Origin of the sequence: Mesorhizobium sp. B1-1-6 (genome assembly GCF_006443035.1) — a bacterium.
In the GTDB taxonomy this organism is placed as follows: Bacteria; Pseudomonadota; Alphaproteobacteria; order Rhizobiales; family Rhizobiaceae; genus Mesorhizobium.
This window is the reverse complement of the sequence record NZ_VFWR01000009.1, coordinates 25,934-44,861: the sequence shown is the minus strand read 5'-3', so window position 1 is coordinate 44,861 and position 18,928 is coordinate 25,934. Positions and strand designations below refer to the sequence as shown.

The 18,928-nt window shown below is 65.4% G+C and carries 13 protein-coding genes; 5 read left to right on the top strand and 8 right to left on the bottom strand.

Annotation, left to right across the window (positions count from 1 at the left end; all coding sequences use genetic code 11):
* Window positions 1–82: 82 nt before the first annotated feature.
* The 3 genes from FJ979_RS18685 to FJ979_RS18675 all read right to left on the bottom strand — a co-directional run bounded on the left by FJ979_RS18685 (window position 83) and on the right by FJ979_RS18675 (window position 3,589).
* Window positions 83–1,012 carry a sugar ABC transporter permease gene (locus FJ979_RS18685; protein ID WP_140524307.1) on the bottom strand — a complete coding sequence of 310 codons (930 nt, stop codon included), beginning with the start codon at window positions 1,010–1,012 and terminating at the stop codon, window positions 83–85.
* A gap of 249 nt (window positions 1,013–1,261) precedes the next feature.
* A complete protein-coding gene (locus FJ979_RS18680; RefSeq protein WP_140491603.1) occupies window positions 1,262–2,521 on the bottom strand; it encodes an ABC transporter substrate-binding protein in 1,260 nt (419 codons plus the stop codon).
* A gap of 117 nt (window positions 2,522–2,638) precedes the next feature.
* Complete coding sequence (locus tag FJ979_RS18675) at window positions 2,639–3,589, bottom strand: N-acetylmuramic acid 6-phosphate etherase (protein ID WP_140582749.1); 951 nt, start codon at window positions 3,587–3,589, stop codon at window positions 2,639–2,641.
* 200 nt (window positions 3,590–3,789) lie between these two features.
* Here FJ979_RS18675 and FJ979_RS18670 point away from each other — a divergent pair, with 200 nt between their 5' ends.
* From FJ979_RS18670 to FJ979_RS18650, 5 genes are read left to right on the top strand one after another with little or no spacing between them, the layout of a single operon-like run.
* Complete coding sequence (locus FJ979_RS18670; RefSeq protein WP_140582746.1) at window positions 3,790–4,668, top strand: N-acetylglucosamine kinase; 879 nt, start codon at window positions 3,790–3,792, stop codon at window positions 4,666–4,668.
* The gene (locus FJ979_RS18665; RefSeq protein WP_140491609.1) at window positions 4,665–5,447 is read left to right on the top strand and encodes a GntR family transcriptional regulator; all 783 of its coding nucleotides are present in this window, start codon (window positions 4,665–4,667) and stop codon (window positions 5,445–5,447) included. The genes FJ979_RS18670 and FJ979_RS18665 overlap by 4 nt, the downstream gene beginning before the upstream one ends.
* Window positions 5,444–6,496 (top strand): SIS domain-containing protein, encoded by a 1,053-nt coding sequence (locus FJ979_RS18660; protein ID WP_140582743.1) that lies wholly within the window; start codon window positions 5,444–5,446, stop codon window positions 6,494–6,496. Before FJ979_RS18665 ends, FJ979_RS18660 begins: the two co-directional genes overlap by 4 nt.
* Complete coding sequence (nagA, locus tag FJ979_RS18655; protein ID WP_140559106.1) at window positions 6,493–7,671, top strand: N-acetylglucosamine-6-phosphate deacetylase; 1,179 nt, start codon at window positions 6,493–6,495, stop codon at window positions 7,669–7,671. Before FJ979_RS18660 ends, nagA begins: the two co-directional genes overlap by 4 nt.
* A 9-nt stretch (window positions 7,672–7,680) precedes the next feature.
* Window positions 7,681–8,793: an NAD(P)/FAD-dependent oxidoreductase gene (locus FJ979_RS18650; RefSeq protein WP_140582740.1), complete on the top strand. Its 1,113-nt coding sequence runs from the start codon at window positions 7,681–7,683 to the stop codon at window positions 8,791–8,793.
* Window positions 8,794–8,871: 78 nt separating this feature from the next.
* On the opposite strand, the gene FJ979_RS18645 is transcribed toward FJ979_RS18650, so the two are convergent.
* The 5 genes from FJ979_RS18645 to FJ979_RS18625 all read right to left on the bottom strand — a co-directional run bounded on the left by FJ979_RS18645 (window position 8,872) and on the right by FJ979_RS18625 (window position 18,669).
* A complete protein-coding gene (locus FJ979_RS18645; protein WP_140582738.1) occupies window positions 8,872–10,401 on the bottom strand; it encodes a malonyl-CoA synthase in 1,530 nt (509 codons plus the stop codon).
* A 224-nt stretch (window positions 10,402–10,625) separates the two neighbouring features.
* Entirely contained in the window at window positions 10,626–11,372 is a 747-nt protein-coding gene (locus FJ979_RS18640; protein ID WP_140514205.1) for a GntR family transcriptional regulator, read from the bottom strand.
* Between the two features lie 417 nt (window positions 11,373–11,789).
* Window positions 11,790–12,467, bottom strand: coding sequence for a ribulose-phosphate 3-epimerase (rpe, locus tag FJ979_RS18635; RefSeq protein ID WP_140582735.1), 678 nt, complete (start codon window positions 12,465–12,467; stop codon window positions 11,790–11,792).
* A 201-nt stretch (window positions 12,468–12,668) separates the two neighbouring features.
* Window positions 12,669–16,430, bottom strand: coding sequence for a hypothetical protein (locus FJ979_RS18630; protein WP_140582733.1), 3,762 nt, complete (start codon window positions 16,428–16,430; stop codon window positions 12,669–12,671).
* 10 nt (window positions 16,431–16,440) lie between these two features.
* Window positions 16,441–18,669 (bottom strand): hypothetical protein, encoded by a 2,229-nt coding sequence (locus FJ979_RS18625; RefSeq protein WP_140582730.1) that lies wholly within the window; start codon window positions 18,667–18,669, stop codon window positions 16,441–16,443.
* Window positions 18,670–18,928 lie beyond the last annotated feature (259 nt).

Genomic DNA, 18,928 nt, shown 5'->3' with positions numbered 1-18,928 from the left:
CGTGACAACAGCTGATCTCCCCCCTTGCGGGGGAGATGTCCGGCAGGACAGAGGGGGGTGCTCGAGCTCGACATATCGCCCCCTAAAACTGATATCGACGCAGGCGCGTCTGGATGAGGAAGAGGTAGACGCAGACACCGCCGAGGATGATCAGGAACATGATCGTGGCGATGGTCGCGCCCATGTTGGGGTCGCCGACCTGCAGCTGGAAGCCGAAGAATGCGCGGTAGAGGAAGGTGCCGAGAATGTCGGTCGAATAATTCGGCCCGGCGAGCGCGCCCTGCGCGGTGTAGATCAGGTCGAAGGCGTTGAAATTGCCGACGAAGGTCAGGATCGAGATGATGCCGATCGAGGGCAGGATCAGCGGCAGCTTGATCTTCCAGAACTGCGACAGGCCGGTGATGCCATCGCATTCCGCCGCCTCTATGACCTCATTGGGGATCGACAGCAGCGCGGCGTAGATCAGCATCATGGGGATGCCGACGAACTGCCACACCGAGACCAGGCTAAGCGCGGTCAGCGCATACTGCTCCTTGCCGAGCCATGGCGTGAACAGGCTTTTAAGGCCGACCAGGTCCATCATGTGCGGTGCCACGCCCCATAGCGGCGACAGGATGAGCTTCCAGGCGAAGCCGACGATGACGAAGGACAGGATGGTCGGCACGAAGATCGCCGTGCGGTAGAAGGCCGAAAAGCGCAGCCTGGGGCTGGACAGAAGTGCGGCCAGCAGTACGCCGATCGGGTTCTGCACCAGCATGTGGATGATGAAGAACCAGACATTGTTGCGCAGCGCGTTCCAGAAATTCACCGACCAGTTTGGATCGCCGAACAGGGTGCGGAAGTTTGCCAGCCCGACGAAGACCTGGGATTGCTCGATGTTGCGGAACAGCGACAGCTGCAAAGTGCCGGCGAGCGGCAGGATCATGATCGCCGTATAGACGAGCACCGCCGGCGCCAGGAAGACGGCGATATGCCAGCGGATCGGTCTTTTCGGTCGTGCTTGTGCGGCCATGAGTTCGGTCCCCACCGATCAGGTCTGGGAAAATGCTTTCGACAACAGCGGTGCCCCTCATCCTTACCCTCTCCCGGTGAAGAACGGAGAGAGGAGGTCGCCAGCGTTGCGGCAACTCCCTTTCTCACCGTCACTGTACGGGGAGAAGGTGCCGGCAGGCGGATAAGGGGCGGCGCCGTCCTTCGCAGTCGATGCTATCGAAAAACGCTGGGCCGTCCACTTGGAACGGCCCAGCTCATTGCCCGAGCCTTACTTGGCGGGCTTGTACCAACTGTCGAGGCCGTCCTGCAGCTTCTTGGCAGCGGCTTCCGGCGTATCGGTGCCGTTGATGACATTGGCCGATTCGACCCAGGTCTCGTTCTCGAGGTTCGGCGTGCCGCGCGACAGGATCTGGTAGGTCGAGCGGATCGTCGACTTGCACTTGCCGCGCCAGGAGACGAATTCCTGCGCCAGCGGGTCTTCCATCTTCACCGGCGAGGAGTTCAGGCTGAAGAAGCCCGGCAGCGCGTTGGCGTAGATGGTGGCGAAATCCGGCGAGGCCACCCAGGACAAGAAGGTCTTGGCCGCATCCGCATGCTTGGAGCCCGCATTCAGGCCCATGCCGATATCGGTATGGTCGGAGATGTAGCAGGTATCGCCGGCCTTCTCGACCGGCGGCGGGAAGGCACCCATCTTGAACTGGGCCTGAGTGTTGAACAGGCCGATTTCCCACGAGCCGGCCGGGTAAATGGCGGCGCGGCCGAGCGTGAACAGGTTCTGGCTGTCCGGATAGGTCTGCGCCTCGAAGCCGTCGCCGAGATAGGGCTTCCACTTGGCCAGTTCCTCATAGGGCGCGACCCAGTCCTTGTCGGTCAGCTTCTGCTCGCCCTTGATGAGGGCCGCGCGGCCTTCCTCGCCCTTCCAGTAGTTGGGGCCGATGTTCTGGTAGCCCATGGTCGCGGCTTCCCAGAGATCCTTGGTGCCCATCGCCATCGGGATGTAAGTGCCGTCGGCCTTGATCTTGTCGAGCGCGGCGAAGAACTCGTCACGGGTCTCCGGCACCTTGATGCCGAGCTTGTCGAAGGCGTCCTTGTTGTAGATGAAGCCATGGATGACCGACGCCATCGGCACGCAGAAGGTCGCCTTGCCGTCGTCGGTCTGCCAGGCGGACTTGGCCACCGGCGAGAAGTTGTCCATGCCCGGCAGCGAGGAGAGGTCCGCGAGATTGCCCTTCTTGAACAGCTCGAGCGACTTGTCGAACGGGCGGCAGGTGATCAGGTCGCCCGCCGAACCGGCGGCGAGCTTGGCGCCGAGAGCCGCGTCATATTCGGTCGGCGCCGAGGGCGCGAACACCACCTTGATGCCGGGGTTCTTGGCTTCGAAAGCCGGGATCAGCTTGTCCTTCCAGATGGCAAGGTCGTCGCCGCGCCAGCTTTCGATGTTGAGCGTTACGTCCTCGGCGTAAGCCACCCCGGCGGAGCCGAGAATGCTGGTGCCCAGAAGCAGTGCCGTCAGTAGTTTCGTTGTCATGCTCAGTCTCCCTGTTGACCTTTTTCAGGTTCGGTTTTGATGAGAACAGAGGCGTTGCGCCCCTTGCTCCCCTCGCAAGCCTGTTTCACCCCGATGGACACCGGGATGAAACAGGCTCTATTTCTTTGTTCGAGCATGATCTTTTCCGAAAAGCGGTCTCCACTTTTCGGGATCATGCCCCAGCGCGGAAAGGGCCGGCCGCAGCTTCTGGCCGGCCTCTTCCAGTATCTTCTGCGCCGTGTCGGCGCTGTCGGCGCCGGCGGCAAGCAGAATGGCGGTCTTGACCGCACCGCCGCTCTTTTCGAGCAGGCGGGCCGCGTCGTCGCGGCTGCCGCCGCTGATGGCCGCGACGATCCGCGCCGCGCGGTCGCGCAGCTTGCTGTTGTCGGCCATGAGATTGACCATGTAGCCGTCATGGACATGGCCGAGATGGATGGCGGCGAGCGTCGACAGCATATTGAGGGCGATCTTCTGGGCCGTGCCGGCGCCCATGCGCGTCGAGCCGGCGATCACTTCCGGCGGCGTTTCGAGCAGGATGGCGGTTCCAGACAGACGCAGCAGAGCCGAGTCCCGGTTGTTGGCGATGCCGATGGTGGCTGCACCGCGACGGGCGGCTTCCTCGATCGCCCGCAGTGCATAGGGCGTCGTACCACTGGCCGAGATTGCGATCAGGCAGTCGCCCTTGCCAATGCCGGCGTTGGCGACCGCTGTCGCGGCCTCCTCTTTATCGTCTTCGGGGCCGCCGGCCAGCGTTCTGAAGGCCTCATCGCCGCCGGCGATCAGGATGGCGATGCGGTCGCGACGGATGCCGAAGGTGCCAGGCAGTTCCAGCGCATCGGCAAGCGCCATCAGGCCGGAGCTGCCGGCCGCGGCATAGGCGAGCTTGCCGCCGCCCTTCAGGCTACCGGTGATGATCTCGGCCGCTTCGGCGATGGAGGGAATGGCGTTGCGCACAATCTTCGCCGCCTCGACCTGCGCATCGGCCAGCGAAGCAAGGATCGCTTCGGGAGCCTGGATATCCAGCCCCTCAGCATTCCTGTGCAGCGCTTCGGTGCGCGTTTCGGCCATCCCAATTCCTCCAATTCGGAAAACAATACCAAAAAAATACCACTTGTCCACACGCATTAACGAATTCGCCGCACCGAAATCGCTGGCGCAGGTAAATGGCCAAGTTTTCCAGTGAAATACGCTCTAATCTTTTTTGCAGCGGAAATTAACCCTTGGCTATTGGTATTTTATTGGTATTATCGGCCTGGAGGAGAAATCACGTGAAATTCGTGCTTGGCATCGATGGCGGCGGCACCAGCTGCAGGGCGGCCCTGGCAATGGCGGACGGCACGGTGCTCGGCCGCGCCAAAAGCGGCGCCGCCAACATCCGCACCGACCTGACCGGCGCCCGGTCGAACATCGTCGAGGCGGCGCGGCAAGCCTTTGTCGCGGCTGGCCAGGATTCGGACCTGATCCCGCAAACACCGGCCATTCTCGGCCTCGCCGGCGCCAATGTCGGCACCTACCGGCAGCAGCTCGAGGCGATCCTGCCGTTCAGCACCAGCCGCGTCGAAACCGATGCCGAAATCGCGCTGGAAGGCGCGGTCGGTTCCGGCGACGGCGCCATGGCGATCCTCGGCACCGGCACCGCCTATATGGCGCGCAAGAACGGCAAGTCGCGTGCCATCGGCGGCTGGGGCTTCCAGGTCGGCGACCAGGGCAGCGGCGCCCGCATCGGCCGCGACCTGCTCGAACAGACCCTGCTTGCCCATGATGGCGTGCGCGCGCGCACGCCGCTGACCGATAGCATGATGGCCGTGTTCCGCGACAATCCGGAGGATGTGGTCGAATTCACCACCAATGCCAAGCCCGGCGATTTCGGCGGCTTCGCCCCCAAAGTGTTCGAACATGCCGAAAAAGGCGACGCGGTCGCCAACTGGATCCTCGACAAGGCAGTCGCCGATGTCGAGGCCTCGCTCCGCGCGCTGGAATTGGCGGACGACGCGCCGCTCTGCCTGCTCGGCGGGCTGGCGCCGCTCTACGCGCCGCGCCTGTCTGCACGCTACCGGGCGCTGCTTCGGGAGCCGCTCGACGATGCGCTCGGCGGCGCCGTGCAGATGGCGGTCCGCCTGTTCGCGCCGAGGGGAGCGGCTCGATGAGCGACGCCGCCGACCAGATCTTCGCCGCGCTGAAACAGTCCTCGCAAAGCGGTGCGCCGCTCTACCTACAACTGCGCAAAAGCATTGAGGATGCCGTCAATCGCGGCCTGATCGGGCCCGGCGACGCGCTGCCTTCCGAGCGCGACATCGCCATCAAGGCCGATATTTCGCGTGTCACCGTGCGTAAGGCGGTGCAGGACCTCGTCAAGGGCGGCATCCTGGTCCAGCGCCACGGCTCCGGCACCTTCGTGGCGCCGCGCATGGAGCGGGTCGAGCAGTCGCTGTCGCGGCTGACCTCCTTCACCGAGGACATGGCGCGGCGCGGCATGGTTGTGCGCTCGGCCTGGCTCGACCGCGGCCTTTACGCGCCCTCGCCCGACGAGATGATGGTGCTTGGCCTGTCGTCGAACGAATTGGTGGCGCGCGTGGCGCGCCTGCGCATAGCCAACGACACGCCGCTGGCGATCGAGCGCGCCTCGCTGTCGGCCAGCGTGCTGCCGGACCCCGCTGGAATTGGCTCCTCGCTCTACGCAGCCCTGGAATTGACCGGCAACAGGCCGGTGCGCGCGGTGCAGCGCATCTCGGCCGCCAATCTCGGCGACGGCGACGCGCGCCTGCTCGAAGTGCCGCCGGGCATTGCCGGCCTGCACATCGAGCGTATTTCCTATCTGGCGAGCGGCAAGGTGATCGAGTTCACCCGCTCCATCTACAGGGGCGACGCTTATGATTTCGTCGCCGAACTGCGGCTGACAGGGCCGAGCGAAGAGGGCCGACCATGACGACCGAGCCGAACAAATCGACGGAGCCGACCCATATGCGGCGCGAGATCGAGGAGATCCCGCAAGCCGTCGCCCGCCTGCTCGACGGTTCCGGTGCCGTACTTTCCGAAGCCGGCCGCGGCATTCGCGAGCGCGACCCGCATTTCGTCGTCACTGTGGCGCGCGGCTCCTCCGACCATGCCGCTACTTTTATGAAGTACGCGGTCGAACTCACCGCCGGTCTTGCGGTGGCTTCGGTCGGCCCTTCCATCGCTTCGATCTATGGCCGCAAGCTCAGGCTCGGCGGCTCCGCGTGCCTGGCCATCTCGCAGTCGGGCAAGAGCCCCGACATCGTCGCCATGGCCGAAACCGCACGGGCAGGTGGCGCGCTGACCATCGCCGTCACCAACACCGCCGATTCACCGCTGGCGCGCGCCTCGGACCATGCGATCGACATCCTGGCCGGGCCCGAGCGCAGCGTCGCGGCGACCAAGACCTTCGTCAATTCCGCTGTCGCCGGCCTTGCTCTGATGGCGCATTCCACCGGCGACGAAGCGCTTCTCAAGGCGCTTGCCCGCTTGCCCGAGCATTTCGGCAAGGCGATCGCCTGTGACTGGATGAGCGTGCTCGTCGAAACGATCGAAAAGCAGAAGTCGCTGTTCATCCTCGGCCGCGGCCCATCCGCGGCGATGGCCAACGAAGCGGCGCTGAAATTCAAGGAAACCTGCGGCATGCATGCCGAGGCCTACAGTGCTGCCGAAGTCATGCATGGCCCGCTGGCGCTGATCGGCCCCGATTTTCCGGTGCTGGCGCTGGCCGCGCGCGACGCGTCCGACCCGTCCGTAGCCGAAGCCGCCGACAGCCTGGCGGCCAAGGGGGCGCCGGTCTTCGTCACCTCGATGCTGGCGAACAAGGCCATACGCCTGCCGCATGTCGCCACCGGCCATCCACTGACCGATCCGCTGACGCTGATCGTGTCCTTCTACGTGTTCGTCGAGGCCCTTGCGCGCCACCGCGGCCTCGATCCGGACACGCCGCGCAACCTTCGCAAGGTGACGGAGACCGTATGAGCGACCGTTTCGCCCTGACTGGCGCCCGTATTTTCGACGGCGACGACTGGCATGACGGTCATGCCCTCGTCGTGCGCGACGGTCTGGTCGAGGCCATCCTGCCCACCGGCGCGCTTGCCGCGGATATGCGCCGCGTCGACACCGGCGGCGGCATGCTGACGCCGGGCTTCGTCGACATCCAGGTCAATGGCGGCGGCGGCGTCATGCTCAACGATCACCCCGATGTCGCCTCGATCGAGACCATCTGCCGGGCGCATGCGCCGTTCGGCACCACGGCGCTGCTGCCGACGCTGATCACCGATACGGCTGATATCACCGCCGCGGCGATTGCCGCTGGCGAGGCGTCGGCACTGCGGAAAGTGCCGGGGTTCCTCGGGCTGCATCTGGAAGGTCCGCATCTGTCGATCGCCCGCAAGGGCGCGCATGACCCGGCGCTGATCCGGCCGATGACGGACAAGGACGAGGCGATGCTGATCGCGGCGAGAGCCAAGCTCCCGGTGCTGCTCACCACGATCGCGCCCGAATCCGTCGAGGCGACCCGCGTGACGGCCTTGGCCAAGGCCGGCATCATCGTCAGCCTCGGCCATTCCGACAGCGGCTACGCCACGGCCAAAGCATTCAGCGAGGCCGGCGCCAGCGTGGTCACGCATCTGTTCAACGCCATGAGCCAGATCGGCAACCGGGAGCCGGGACTGGCCGGCGCCGCCATCGACATCGGCGGCCTGTCCGCGGGACTGATCGCCGACGGCATCCATGTCGATCCCGCCACCATCGCAATAGCGCTGCGGGCCAAAGAGGGGCCGGGCAGGATCGTGCTGGTCACCGACGCCATGGCGACGATCGGCACCGACATGACCTCCTTCACGCTCAACGGCCGCACCATCTACCGCAAGGACGGCAGCCTGCGGCTTGCCGATGGAACGCTGGCCGGCGCGGATCTCGACATGATCTCGGCTGTGCGTTTCACCCATCGCAGCGTGGGCGTGGAGCTTTCCGAGGCCTTGCGCATGGCCTCTCTCTATCCGGCGCAGGCGATCGGCCAGTCGCACCGGCTCGGCCGCTTCGCCAAGGGCACCGCCGCCGACATCGTTGCGCTTTCGGACGATCTCGACATCAAAAGGGTCTGGATCGGCGGCGACAAGGTTTTTTCGACCAGCGCCGGCGGGCAACGGTGAAAGCCGGCAATGCCTGACGTCGATTGCGTCGTCGCCGGAGCCGGCGTCGTCGGGCTCGCCATCGCCAGGGCGTTCGCCCTGTCGGGCCGCGAAGTGCTGGTGGTCGAAAAGGCCGCTTCGATCGGCACCGTCACCAGTTCGCGCAATTCGGAAGTCGTTCATGCCGGGCTCTATTACGCGCCCGGAAGCCTGAAGGCGCGTTTCTGCGTCGAAGGACGCGAACGGCTCTATACCTATTGCCGCGAGCGCGGCATCGGCCATCGACGCACCGGCAAGCTGATCGTCGCCGTCGGACCGGGCCAACTGCCTCGGCTCAATGCAATCCGGGCCAATGCGGAACAATGCGGCGTCGACGACCTCGATTTGCTGACCGCCGCGCAAGCAGAAAGCCTCGAACCGGCGCTGAGCTGCGCCGGGGCGCTGCTGTCGCCGTCGACGGGCATCGTCGACAGCCAGGGGCTGATGCTGTCGCTGCGCGGCGACGCGGAGGCGGCCGGTGCGTCGTTCGCCTTCCTGACCGCCGTCGCAGCGGCGACGGTCGAGGCCGACGGGATTCGTATCACCACGCGCGATGGCGACGGCGAGACGTTCGCGTTGAAAGCCGGCGCTTTCGTCAACGCCGCAGGGCTCGACGCGCAGGCGCTGGCCGGCCGCATCGAAGGGTTCCCGCAAGAGCTCGTGCCGCCGCTCTGGCTGGCGCGCGGCAACTACTTTTCGCTTTCGGGCCGCTCGCCATTCTCGCGGCTGATCTATCCAGTGCCGGTCAATGGCGGCCTGGGCGTGCATCTGACCCTCGATCTCGGCGGCAGCGCCCGCTTCGGCCCAGACGTCGAATGGATCGGCCAGGCGGACTATACGGTGGATCCCGGCCGCAGCGCGGTCTTCTATGACGAGATCCGGCGCTATTGGCCGGATCTGAGGGACGGCGCCCTGCTGCCGGCCTATGCCGGGATCAGGCCGAAACTGTCGGGCCCGAACCAGCCGGCGGCCGACTTCATGGTGCAGGGGCCGGCCGACCACGGCGCGGGCCGGATCGTCAACCTGTTCGGCATAGAGAGCCCGGGCCTGACGGCAAGCCTGGCGCTGGCCGAGCATGTCGTCGGTCTCTTGTTCCCCCGATAGTGCCCAGGCGACCGCACGAAACTGTCGCGATGCCTCCCGTCCAAACAAGCGGGATGAGGTATCCTTGCCTGGATCGACTTAGCTGGCGGGACTGCTTATGGAAAAAAGGTCCTTGTAGGTATCGCGCAGCAGATTCTTCTGCACCTTGCCCATGGTGTTGCGCGGCAATTCGTCGACGAAGACCACGCGCTTGGGATGCTTGTATTTCGCCACGCGCGCGGCAATGGCATTGAGTATCTCGGCAGCGGTGACGGTCGAAGCCGGCAAGCGAACCACGACGGCCGTTACGCCTTCGCCGAAATCGGGATGGGCAACGCCGATGACGGCACTTTCCAGGACGCCGTCAAGCGCGTCGATCTCGCTCTCGAGCTCCTTGGGATAGATGTTGTAGCCGCCCGAGATGATCAGGTCCTTGCCGCGGCCGACGATGTGGACATAACCGTCGGGGTCGATCATGCCGAGATCGCCTGTGATGAAGAAGCCGTCGTCGCGGAATTCCGCTTTGGTCTTTTCCGGCATGCGCCAGTAGCCGGAGAAGACATTCGGCCCCTTGACCTCGATCATGCCGACCTCGCTTTGGGCAAGCGGCCTGCCAGTGTCGGGGTCGGCGATGCGCAACGACACGCCGGGCAAGGGAAAGCCGACGGTGCCGGCGCGGCGCTCGCCATCATAGGGGTTCGAGGTGTTCATGTTGGTCTCGGTCATGCCGTAGCGCTCGAGAATGGCGTGGCCTGTGCGCTCGCGCCAGGCCCTGTGCGTCTCGGCCAGCAGCGGCGCCGAGCCGGAAACGAACAGGCGGATGTTTCTTGCCGCCTCGCGGGTCAGCCCGTCCTGCTGCAAGAGCCGGACATAGAAGGTCGGCACGCCCATCAGCGCCGTGGCGTCCGGCAAGAGCGCGACGACGCGCCCTGCGTCGAATTTCTGCTCGAACAGCATCGAGGCGCCGGCCATCAGGATGACGTTGGTGGCGACGAACAGCCCATGGGTGTGGAAGATGGGCAGTGCGTGGATCAGCACATCGTCCGATGTGAAGCGCCAATAGTCGACCAGCACGCGCGCATTCGAGGCGAGGTTCTCGTGGCTGAGCATGGCCCCTTTCGAGCGGCCGGTCGTTCCCGACGTGTAGAGGATCGCCGCAAGATCGTCGGGACCGCGCGCGACGTCGTGGAAGTCGGGCGATTGCCGCGACGCCTGGTCCGCCAGCGATCCTTCGCTCTTGCCGTCGAGGGTGACGGCAAGAGCTCCGCATTTTTGCGCCAGGGCGTCGATGCCGGCTACCCGTGCCGGATCGCAGACGACCAGCCGGGGCTCGGCGTCGCCGAAGAAATAGGCGAGTTCGGCCAGCGTATAGGCGGTGTTGAGCGGCAGGAAGACGGCGCCGGCACGCAGGCAGGCGAGGTACAGCAGCATAGCTTCCGGGCTCTTCTCGACCTGCACCGCGACCCGGTCGCCGGGCTCGACGCCAAGTTGCAAAAGCGCGTGCGCCAGTTGCGCCGAGCGCGCCAGCATGTCGCCATAGGTCAGCACGCGGCCGTCATCCGTCCGCATCAACAGGCGTCCGGGCTTCGGCATCCGGGACCGGAAAATGTCGAACAGATGATTGCTCATGAGGTCTTCCTGCGTCTGGCGGCGAAAGGCATGCATCCGGACGGAGCCGGGCCTGTCTTCCGGTTCGGCCGCTTGCACGGCGCCAGACTGTTGGTGGTTCTTGCCGACCCGTCAAGCCCGCAAGGGCGGCTCCACGCGGCGGCCATGATCATGTCGCCGGGCGAAAGCGGAAGGCTTTGGCGGTAAAAGGCTGGGGCGGCAAAGGCTTGGGGCGCGATGCGGCGCTAACGTGGCGTGCGCTCGGCCCTGGCGCTGGCCGGCTCTGATGCTTCGACCTGCTTGAAGCGCTCCATGCACATCGCTGCCGTCAGGCGATAGTGATTGAGCAGGGCTTCGACCGCGGCGTCGGCATTACCGTCCAGCGCATTTTCCGCGATCAGGCGGTGCTCTGCAAAATCGTCGCGCTGGATGCCTTCGCCGTTACTGGCCATTCGGCGGTAGCGGTAGGCGTGATCGGAAAGCTGGTCGCAAAACCCCACCAGCCATCGCGACCGGCAGGCCGAGATCAGCGCACGGTGGAAAGTGCGGTGCAGTCTCTCCCAGTCCGGATTGAGCGACGACAGATCCGTTGGCATGAGACGTGAGGTGCGCCCCAACCGATGCAACGCCAGAACCAGCTGTTCTTCCCATTCGGCGGTGCGGTGGGCGATGGATTCGCGAAGCGCCCGTTCCTCGAGCCAGCAACGGGTACGCGTCAATTCCTCGAGCTCTGCCGCGCTGACCGGCATGATGAAGAAGCCTCGCTGGTCATGCCGACCGAGAAGCCCTTCCGAGGCCAGGCGATTGAGAGCCTCACGAACCGGGGAAGCGCCGGCGCCATATTTGGAAACAACCCACTCAACCCGCAGCTTGCTCTCGGTTTCAAAGGCGCCCCGCAGAAGATCGGCACGGAGTTGATGATAGACAGTGCTGGCGAGCGTACTCTTCGAGCCTGTGCCGTCGTCATTCAGATTGGCAGCTGCGTATGTCAAAATCGGCTCCTTGTCCCCAAATCTGGTCCTGGGCAATTCGAGTCCGAGAAACAGTTCCCTTTCCGTACACGTACCCTACCGCGCGCGCCTCGACGCGCTCAAGCGGGAGATCGCGTCATTGTACTTTAGAACAAAGAAATATGCACGATCCTATATCTGGTCGAACGAAATCGTGTTCGGCTACAACCGGCGGAAATTTAACGTGTTTATATGCAGGATCACCTGTTCTTCCGTGCCTCCGCGCGAACCTCTTTTCTGTCGCGCGCAAAAGACACCGAACAGTGGGACCGAATCAGGCCTTTTATCCTGCCCATGGCTTTTGTCGCGGGGCCAGCCGCAGCGAAGCGCGCAGTGCAGGCCCCCGGGGATGACCACGTGGGGAGATCCTGGCCTCCATCGGTTCCTTGTGCGGTGCTTTTAGCCGGCTGCCTTGTCGGCCGCCGTCCTGATCGCCCCGATATTTGCCCGGTACGCTTCCACGCTGCCGCCCTTGAAGATGGCGGCGCCGGCCACCAGCACATCGGCGCCGGCGGCGGTCACCAGCGGCGCGGTTTCGGGCGACACGCCGCCGTCGATCTCGATGCGGATCGGCCGGCCGCCGATCAGCGCCTTGACCCGCCTCACCTTGTCGACGATTGCCGGAATGAAGGCCTGGCCCCCGAAACCCGGGTTGACGGTCATGATCAGGATCAGGTCGAGCCTGTCGAGCACGTATTCGATCGCACTTTCCGGCGTTGCCGGATTGAGCGAAACGCCGGCCTTCTTGCCGAGATTCCTGATCGTCTGCAACGAGCGGTCGAGATGCGGCCCGGCCTCGGCATGCACCGTCATGCCGTCGCAACCGGCCTCGGCGAAGGCTGCCAGATAGGGATCGGCCGGCGCAATCATCAAATGGCAGTCGAAGAAAGCCTTGGTGCGATCGCGGATCGCCTTGATCACCGGCGGGCCGAAGGTGATGTTGGGGACGAAATGGCCGTCCATCACATCGAGATGGATCCAGTCGGCGCCGGCTGCCGTGACGGCTTCGACCTCGTCGCCCAGCTTCGAAAAGTCCGAAGCCAGCACCGAAGGTGCGATCAAGGTTTTTTTCGTCATGATGACGGGGCCTTTCCGAGCGCCTTTTTCATCTGATCACTGCCTAAAGCGCAGCCGCTGACTTGTCGAGGGTGCGAGCTTGGCGGTTCCACAGCTGGGGTAGTGCGGCGTCCTCTTCGTGTTGCAGCTTCAGCCTGCCCGGCCACGAAGAACCCCGCCGGATTGCTCCGGCGGGGTTTCCGATGTGCCTTCAGGCGATGGTTACTGCTGCTGGAGATCCAGGATTCTGTTTGGAGCCGTATCCTGCCGCTGTTCGGACTGCGGCCTGCGCCGTGGCAGAACCTGCTGCAGCAGCAGTCCCGGGTTGAGTTCCAGCGAGGGCAGCCCGCGCACCGGCCTGCAGTTTGGATAACGGCCGATCATGCCTTCCGGGCAACGCCGCCTGAAGATCGGCTGGCACTGGCCGTTGACCATTTGCGAGCCCGGCGCGCATTCGCTCTCTTGCCTGGACCGGCGGCATGCGCCGTCGATCACCTGGGTTCCACGCGGACAGACGCACTCGCCGCGCTTGTTGTGGATCTGGCCGCGAATGTCGCACTGCTCCACATCGGGCTGCTTGCGCCGGCACACTCCATTGCGCAGCTCGGTCCCCCTCGGGCAGACGCAGTCGCCATTGGCGTCGTGGACCTGGCCGCGGATGGTGCATTGCTCAGGCTCCGGCTGGAGAGCCCGGCAGGCTCCCTTGCGCAGTTCGGTCCCTCGTGGGCAGACGCATTCGCCTTCCGCGCCGTGGACCTGACCACGGATGGTGCACTGCTCAGGCTTCGGCCTGTCGCGTACGCAGGCGTTGGCATCCCGGTCGAGATGCGTGCCCCTGGGACAGGTGCAGCCATGGCCGTTCGATGTCGGCACCGAGCCCGGTATCGCGCAGCCCGGCCTGGATATCGTGACGCAGGCGCCATTCTCCAACTCGGTCCCGCGCGGACAGACGCAGCGTCCGTCCTCTGTGCGGACCTGGCCCTTGAGCAGCACGCAACGCTTTGGCTCCTTCGGCGGGATGATGACGCCGCCGGACGAGCACTGGCCGTTGCGATAGGTGGTGCCTTGCGGGCAGACGCACCGGCCGGCGTCGTTCATGACGAAGCCTGCCGAGCATTCCTTCTTCGTCTCATGCCTGATGGCGAAGGGATGGCAGGCATAGGCCTTGTCGCGATTGCCCTGGGTATTGGCCTGGTCGCGGGAAAGCACATCTCCGCCGCCCTGCACCCGCGTGTCGGGAGAGAGCACGCCGACGCAGTTCTGGCCGTTGACGCTGCCTTGCAGATTGGCCAGGCGGCCGTCGTCGGGGATGACCACGGTGACGTGGTGGACGCGGCTTTCGCCAGCGCCAAGCGTCAGGTCTGCGATGCAGGACGCAGGCAAGGCCGCCGGTTCCGGCGAGCAGCCGAAGGCCGGCTCGATCGAGGTGATCGCGACGCCTTCCAGCCGGCCGAGGCCTTCGACGCCGATCGCATCGCCGATGCGGACAGGGCCGGAAAATTCCGCCGAGCCGTCGTTGGTGATGGTGATCTCGAACGAGCAGGGTTCTCCGGGCCGGCACTCGCGGTCGCCGGTCTTCTCGACGCGGATGGACGAGACCCCGCCGCCCTTGGCGCAGGCCCGGCCGACCGGATGGACGACGTCCTCGCCCTGCGCCGGGCCGTAGGAGCCCCGCGCGCAATTCTCGAACTCGCCGTTGGCCGAAACCGTCACGTCGAAGTGCCTGCTGGTTCCGGGTGTCATGACGGCGCCTGGAATCTGGCACGCCAGCGTGTCGGCCGGAACCGGCCCGCATGCCCATTCCGCGCCGTCTGATGTGACGGTCTGGATCTGGACGGGCGCGCCGCCCGCCACCAAAGTGGCGGCATCGTTGACCCGCACCGGACCGGTGGGGGCAGCCGTGCCGGCATTGCTGACGGTGATGCGGCAGGAGACGAAAGCGGCACCCGCCAGCGAACCGCCGCATGTCTTGGTGATACGCAGGACAGGCTGGCCGCCATTGGGACGAGGGATGCGTTGCTTGGCGCAGGCCCGGTTGTTGGTGAGGTCGGTTTCGCCGGGGATCGGTTTCACCTCGGCGCAATTCTCGACCGTGTCCGATCGGTAGCCGGCCGGCACCACCGCCTTGACGACGATCGCCGTCAAAGCGCCCGGCGGCAGCGAGATGCCGGCATTGTCGCAACGGAACTGGCCGGGGCCGTTCGGACCGCATGTCCAGGGTGGGCTCGGGCCAAAGGTCGAGGAGGCCGGCGCGCCCCCGGGATAGGTGTCGACCACGGTCAGCGGCCCATTATAGGTCGAGGTGCCGTTGTTGATGATGTCGATGACGAAGCTGCACACGCCATCGGCGGTGCAGGCTTCCGCGCGGGCACGCTTTTTCAGGATCAGGTCGGCCTTCTTCTCGACCGGCGGCCGGCAGTCGCGATCGCGATCGCCACGCCGGCAGATCGGGATCGAGGCGCAGCCACGGTCGTTGGCCTGGCTGCCGAACAGCGGCTTGCCGCTGGCGGCATAGTTATAGGTGGCACAGTTGCGCAAGCTGCTGCCTTGCCAGCCGCCAGCCGGCTTGAAGCCGAACTCCAGGTCGATGAAAGCCCCCGGATTGAGCGTGGTCACCGGATGGGTGCACATCATCGGGGTGGCGCGGGGCACACAGGTCCAGGGCGGATTGGGTCCCGAATCGAGCGTCGAGCCCGCCGGCAGCGTCACCTCGTCGAGCACGATCTTGCCGTTGTAGGGCGCGTCGCCGACATTGGTGACCCGGATGCTGAAGTCGCAGCCGCCGCCCATCGTGCAGCGCGTGACATCGGCGCGTTTCTCGACCTTCAGGTCCGGTTCCCTGTCCTTGGGCGGACATCTCTGGTCGCGCGGGATGACGATGTCGTTGGTCTGCGTGCAGCAGAGCCCCCAACCCTCTTTCGGCCCGGCATAGGTCTCGATGCCGGTGACGACGAGGTGGATGACGTCGCCGGGCGAGGCGCCGACGATCTTCCAGTTCAGCACACCGCCGCCGGCCGGCACCTTCTGTGTGTCGGGGACGATGGTGATGCCTGGCGTGGCGGTCGAAAGCTGCACCCACCTGCCGCCCATCTCGGGGCCGACAGGCATATGGTAGATGAACGCGCCGCCGCCGGGCACGCAGTCGACCGTGCCGCGCTCCACCTTGAAGCATTCCTTGCCCGGAGGCGGCGGTGGTGGCGGATTGCACTTGGTCAGGTCGATCCGGATCGAGGTTTTTTCGCCGGTGAGAAAATTGCCGTCGTCCGGCTTGCCGGGATCCTGCGACGGGATGATGGTTCCCGTGCCGGTGCCGACGGTGACTTTGACCAGGCCCTGATTGTCGACCGTCGCCGGCGCGGGGAACGCCGCGTGGTCGATCCGGGCGGTGATGCGGAAAGTGATGACGCGTTCGCCCAGTGCGCCCGAGCCGTCGAGGTCGGAAGCGGAAATCCGGAAATCCGAAACCGTTGCCGTGTCGTTGGGGCCGGCCGAATTGCTGATGACGGCGCCAGGCAGAGGTCCGCCCGACGCATCGGTGCCGTCACCGGAGACCTGCATGTCGACGATCTGCAAGCCAGGCGGGAGCTGGTCCTTGAAGTCGAGCCGGACCCTGCGCAGCGAAGCCGCCAGGCTCGGGCTGGCGAAGCCTTGCGGGGCGCCGCGCAGGCCGAAGCTCAACGTGTAGAAGACATAGTCGCAGCTTCGCTGGCCGCCGGTCTTGGTGAAGAACGGCACGGCTCGTCCGGGCTCCGGATTGATGATGCGCAGATTGTCGAGCTTGAATTCCTTATCCGGGCTGGCGGCCTGGACGGTCTTGGCCGGAGCCGTGTCTTCGGCAAGTGCCGGCAGCGCCGGCAGCATGGCGACCGCGATACCGGCCGCCACCAGCCAGCGCGCAGCGCGCCTGGCAAAAGACAGGCGCCTCGTGTTCTTGACCGTTGCCTTGTCGGCGACGCCAAGCAGGGAGAGTGCGAGATTGTTCATCGTCCCCTCCTCAACGGTCGCAGCTGACGGCTGGCGTTCTGAGCGGCAAGGTCATCTTGCAGCAAGGGTAGTAGCCGCCCTTGTCCTTGTCGGACTTCCTGTAGAAGCAGAGTCCGACATCGACCGTGTCGCCCGGATCGTGGCCGGTGATGCCGATCGTGTATGGCTTGCCAGGCACATGCGACATGGGCGAGGTCACCCCGACGCCTGGCGTCCTGGATTGGGCTTTGATCGAATCGCCCCCGAGGCCGGCATGGTCATGGAGATAAAGGTCCGCCTCGAGCCCGCGCGGTGTGCAGAAATACCTGACATCGTCGACATCGAGACAAGGGGGCAGGTTGCCGGGCGGTTGGAAGTCCGGCGGATAGAACGGTGGCAGATAGCCGCCCGGGATTTCCTCATAATAGCCGGCGCGGCCCTCGCAGGGATGCCAGACGGCGACGTCGCCGACATGGCCTTCCACTTCCGGGTCCTCGAAATAGCCGTCGAAGTCGACGAACCGGGAGCCGAAAGGCGGCACATTGGCCGGCTTGACCAGCTCCCTGGGCGTGATCTGCACGCCATGCACGGCGAGCGGCCCGCCAGCGGCGAGCCGCTCGGCAAGAGCCGGATTGTCGCGCAATTTATCGCCGGTGTTGACCAGCGTCCGGGTGCAGGCCGACGTGTCGAGATCGCCCTCGGCGTCGTAGCCATATTGCAGGTCCAGCCCGCCGGCCGACTGCCTGAAACCTTGCGGGAAGCCGACGGCATATTCCTGCGGCGCTTCCACCCAGACCGATTCCGTTGCCGGATCGTCCGGGTTTTCGCTGAAGTAGCGGATGACCTCGCCCTTGCCGGAATCGGCGAGCTGGCTGTAGTCGTAGCGGTTCTCGACCGGGCCGCGCTGGGCCAGGTACATGAAGCCGCTATCGTCGAAGGCGATGTCGGTGACGGCGTAGTCCTTGTCGGCCTTGACCGTCAGCTCCCAACGGGGATCGCCGGCGAAGCGGCCGTCGCGGGCAATGCCCACCGACCAGATCTCGGCCTTCTCGCCGACGGAATAATAGAGCCGGCCGCCATGATAGGCGACGGCCCAGACACGGCGCTCGTCCTGGGTGTAGCCCCAGGTCTCGGGGTCTTCCGTGTCGAAGGCCGCGCCCTGTATGTCCATGACGGCGCCATCGTCGGTGACCGGAGCCAGGCCATGCGCCGGGCGCCCGGCGACGCCATGGTCGAACGTGTCGACCAGCGCGCCATTGGCGTCGATGCGATGGATCAGACCGGTATCGAGGTCGGAGGCGAAGACTTGGCGGTGGATGGGGTCGAAGGTGAGATTGCCGATGCCGGGCCCGCTGTTGGTGTCGATGTCGGCGAATTTGGCGACCTGGCCGGTGATGCCGTCGACCTTCCAGATGGTGCCCGGCCGGCCGCCGTTCTCGGTGCCGAACTGGCCCTCCATGAAGGCAGCGCCTGCCATGCCGCGGTGCTGCCGCTCCGGACGGCCGTCATCGTCGGCGTCAGGCGTGACGATGCGGATGCCGTGCAGCGAGGTGGCGCCGGCATAGAGATTGGGAACGCCTGACGGGGCGCCATCGCGCATGCCGTCATCATAAGTGAGGCCGAACACCTGGCCGATCTGGCCTGATGTCACCTCGAAAGGCGGCGGCGTGTAGACGAGCTGGCCGGAGGCCGGCCCGCCCAGGCTTGAAACGTCGAAAACGCGCAAGGTGGCGCGCGCCGTGTCGATGAAGGTCTCGTCAATCGGATCGACGCCGGGCGGCAGGCCCCCCTTTTCGGAATCTGAAGAGTCGAAATCGGGAATGACGGTGCCGGAAAATCCGGTGACCGCCATCGAGCCGGGATAGATGATCCGGGTTTCCTGCGCCCGCGCGGGGCCGCCAAGCCATAGGCCGGCGGTCAGCGCCAGGACAAGAAAGGCGCTGGCGGCCTTCGCCACGCCGCCCAAACGGCCGGCACGAGAGGGCGCGAACCGGCGGTGATCGCGAGACATGGAACTCCCCCCGAAGTCTAAGGGAGAACCAACCGATCCTGCCGCGCAAACCAGCGCAAGGCGCGGCGTTCCAGCACGTTCGTCCCCGATCGAATTGTCTGCTTTCCTCATAATTACGATACGCCTGCTCCTGTGCAGGGTCAACGGAACCAGCGGAAAGCCAAGCGCATCGACCCTGTCGCGAAGACGATGGTCGCGCCGAGCTCCTGTTGGTCGGGGAGGCCATGGCGTCCCTGGGGTGCTGGTCATGGTGGCTCCCTTTCCCGTGGCCGCATCATGCGGCGCCTGAGCGTCAGTCGCACGCGGAGGCGGAAAGGTTCACTGTGGGGCCCGGCTATTCTTTCAGACGCCGCGAAGCGGGCGGACGCGATGCCTCGGGCGCAGGCGTAATCGGGCCGTTTCGCCATCCGCTGTCGAGGATGGTGGAAGCCTTGCGCAGAATGCTTGCGCCCGATGCCGCCTGTTCTTATATACGCGCCAAGCCGTCCAGCGCCGCAACAGCGGTTGC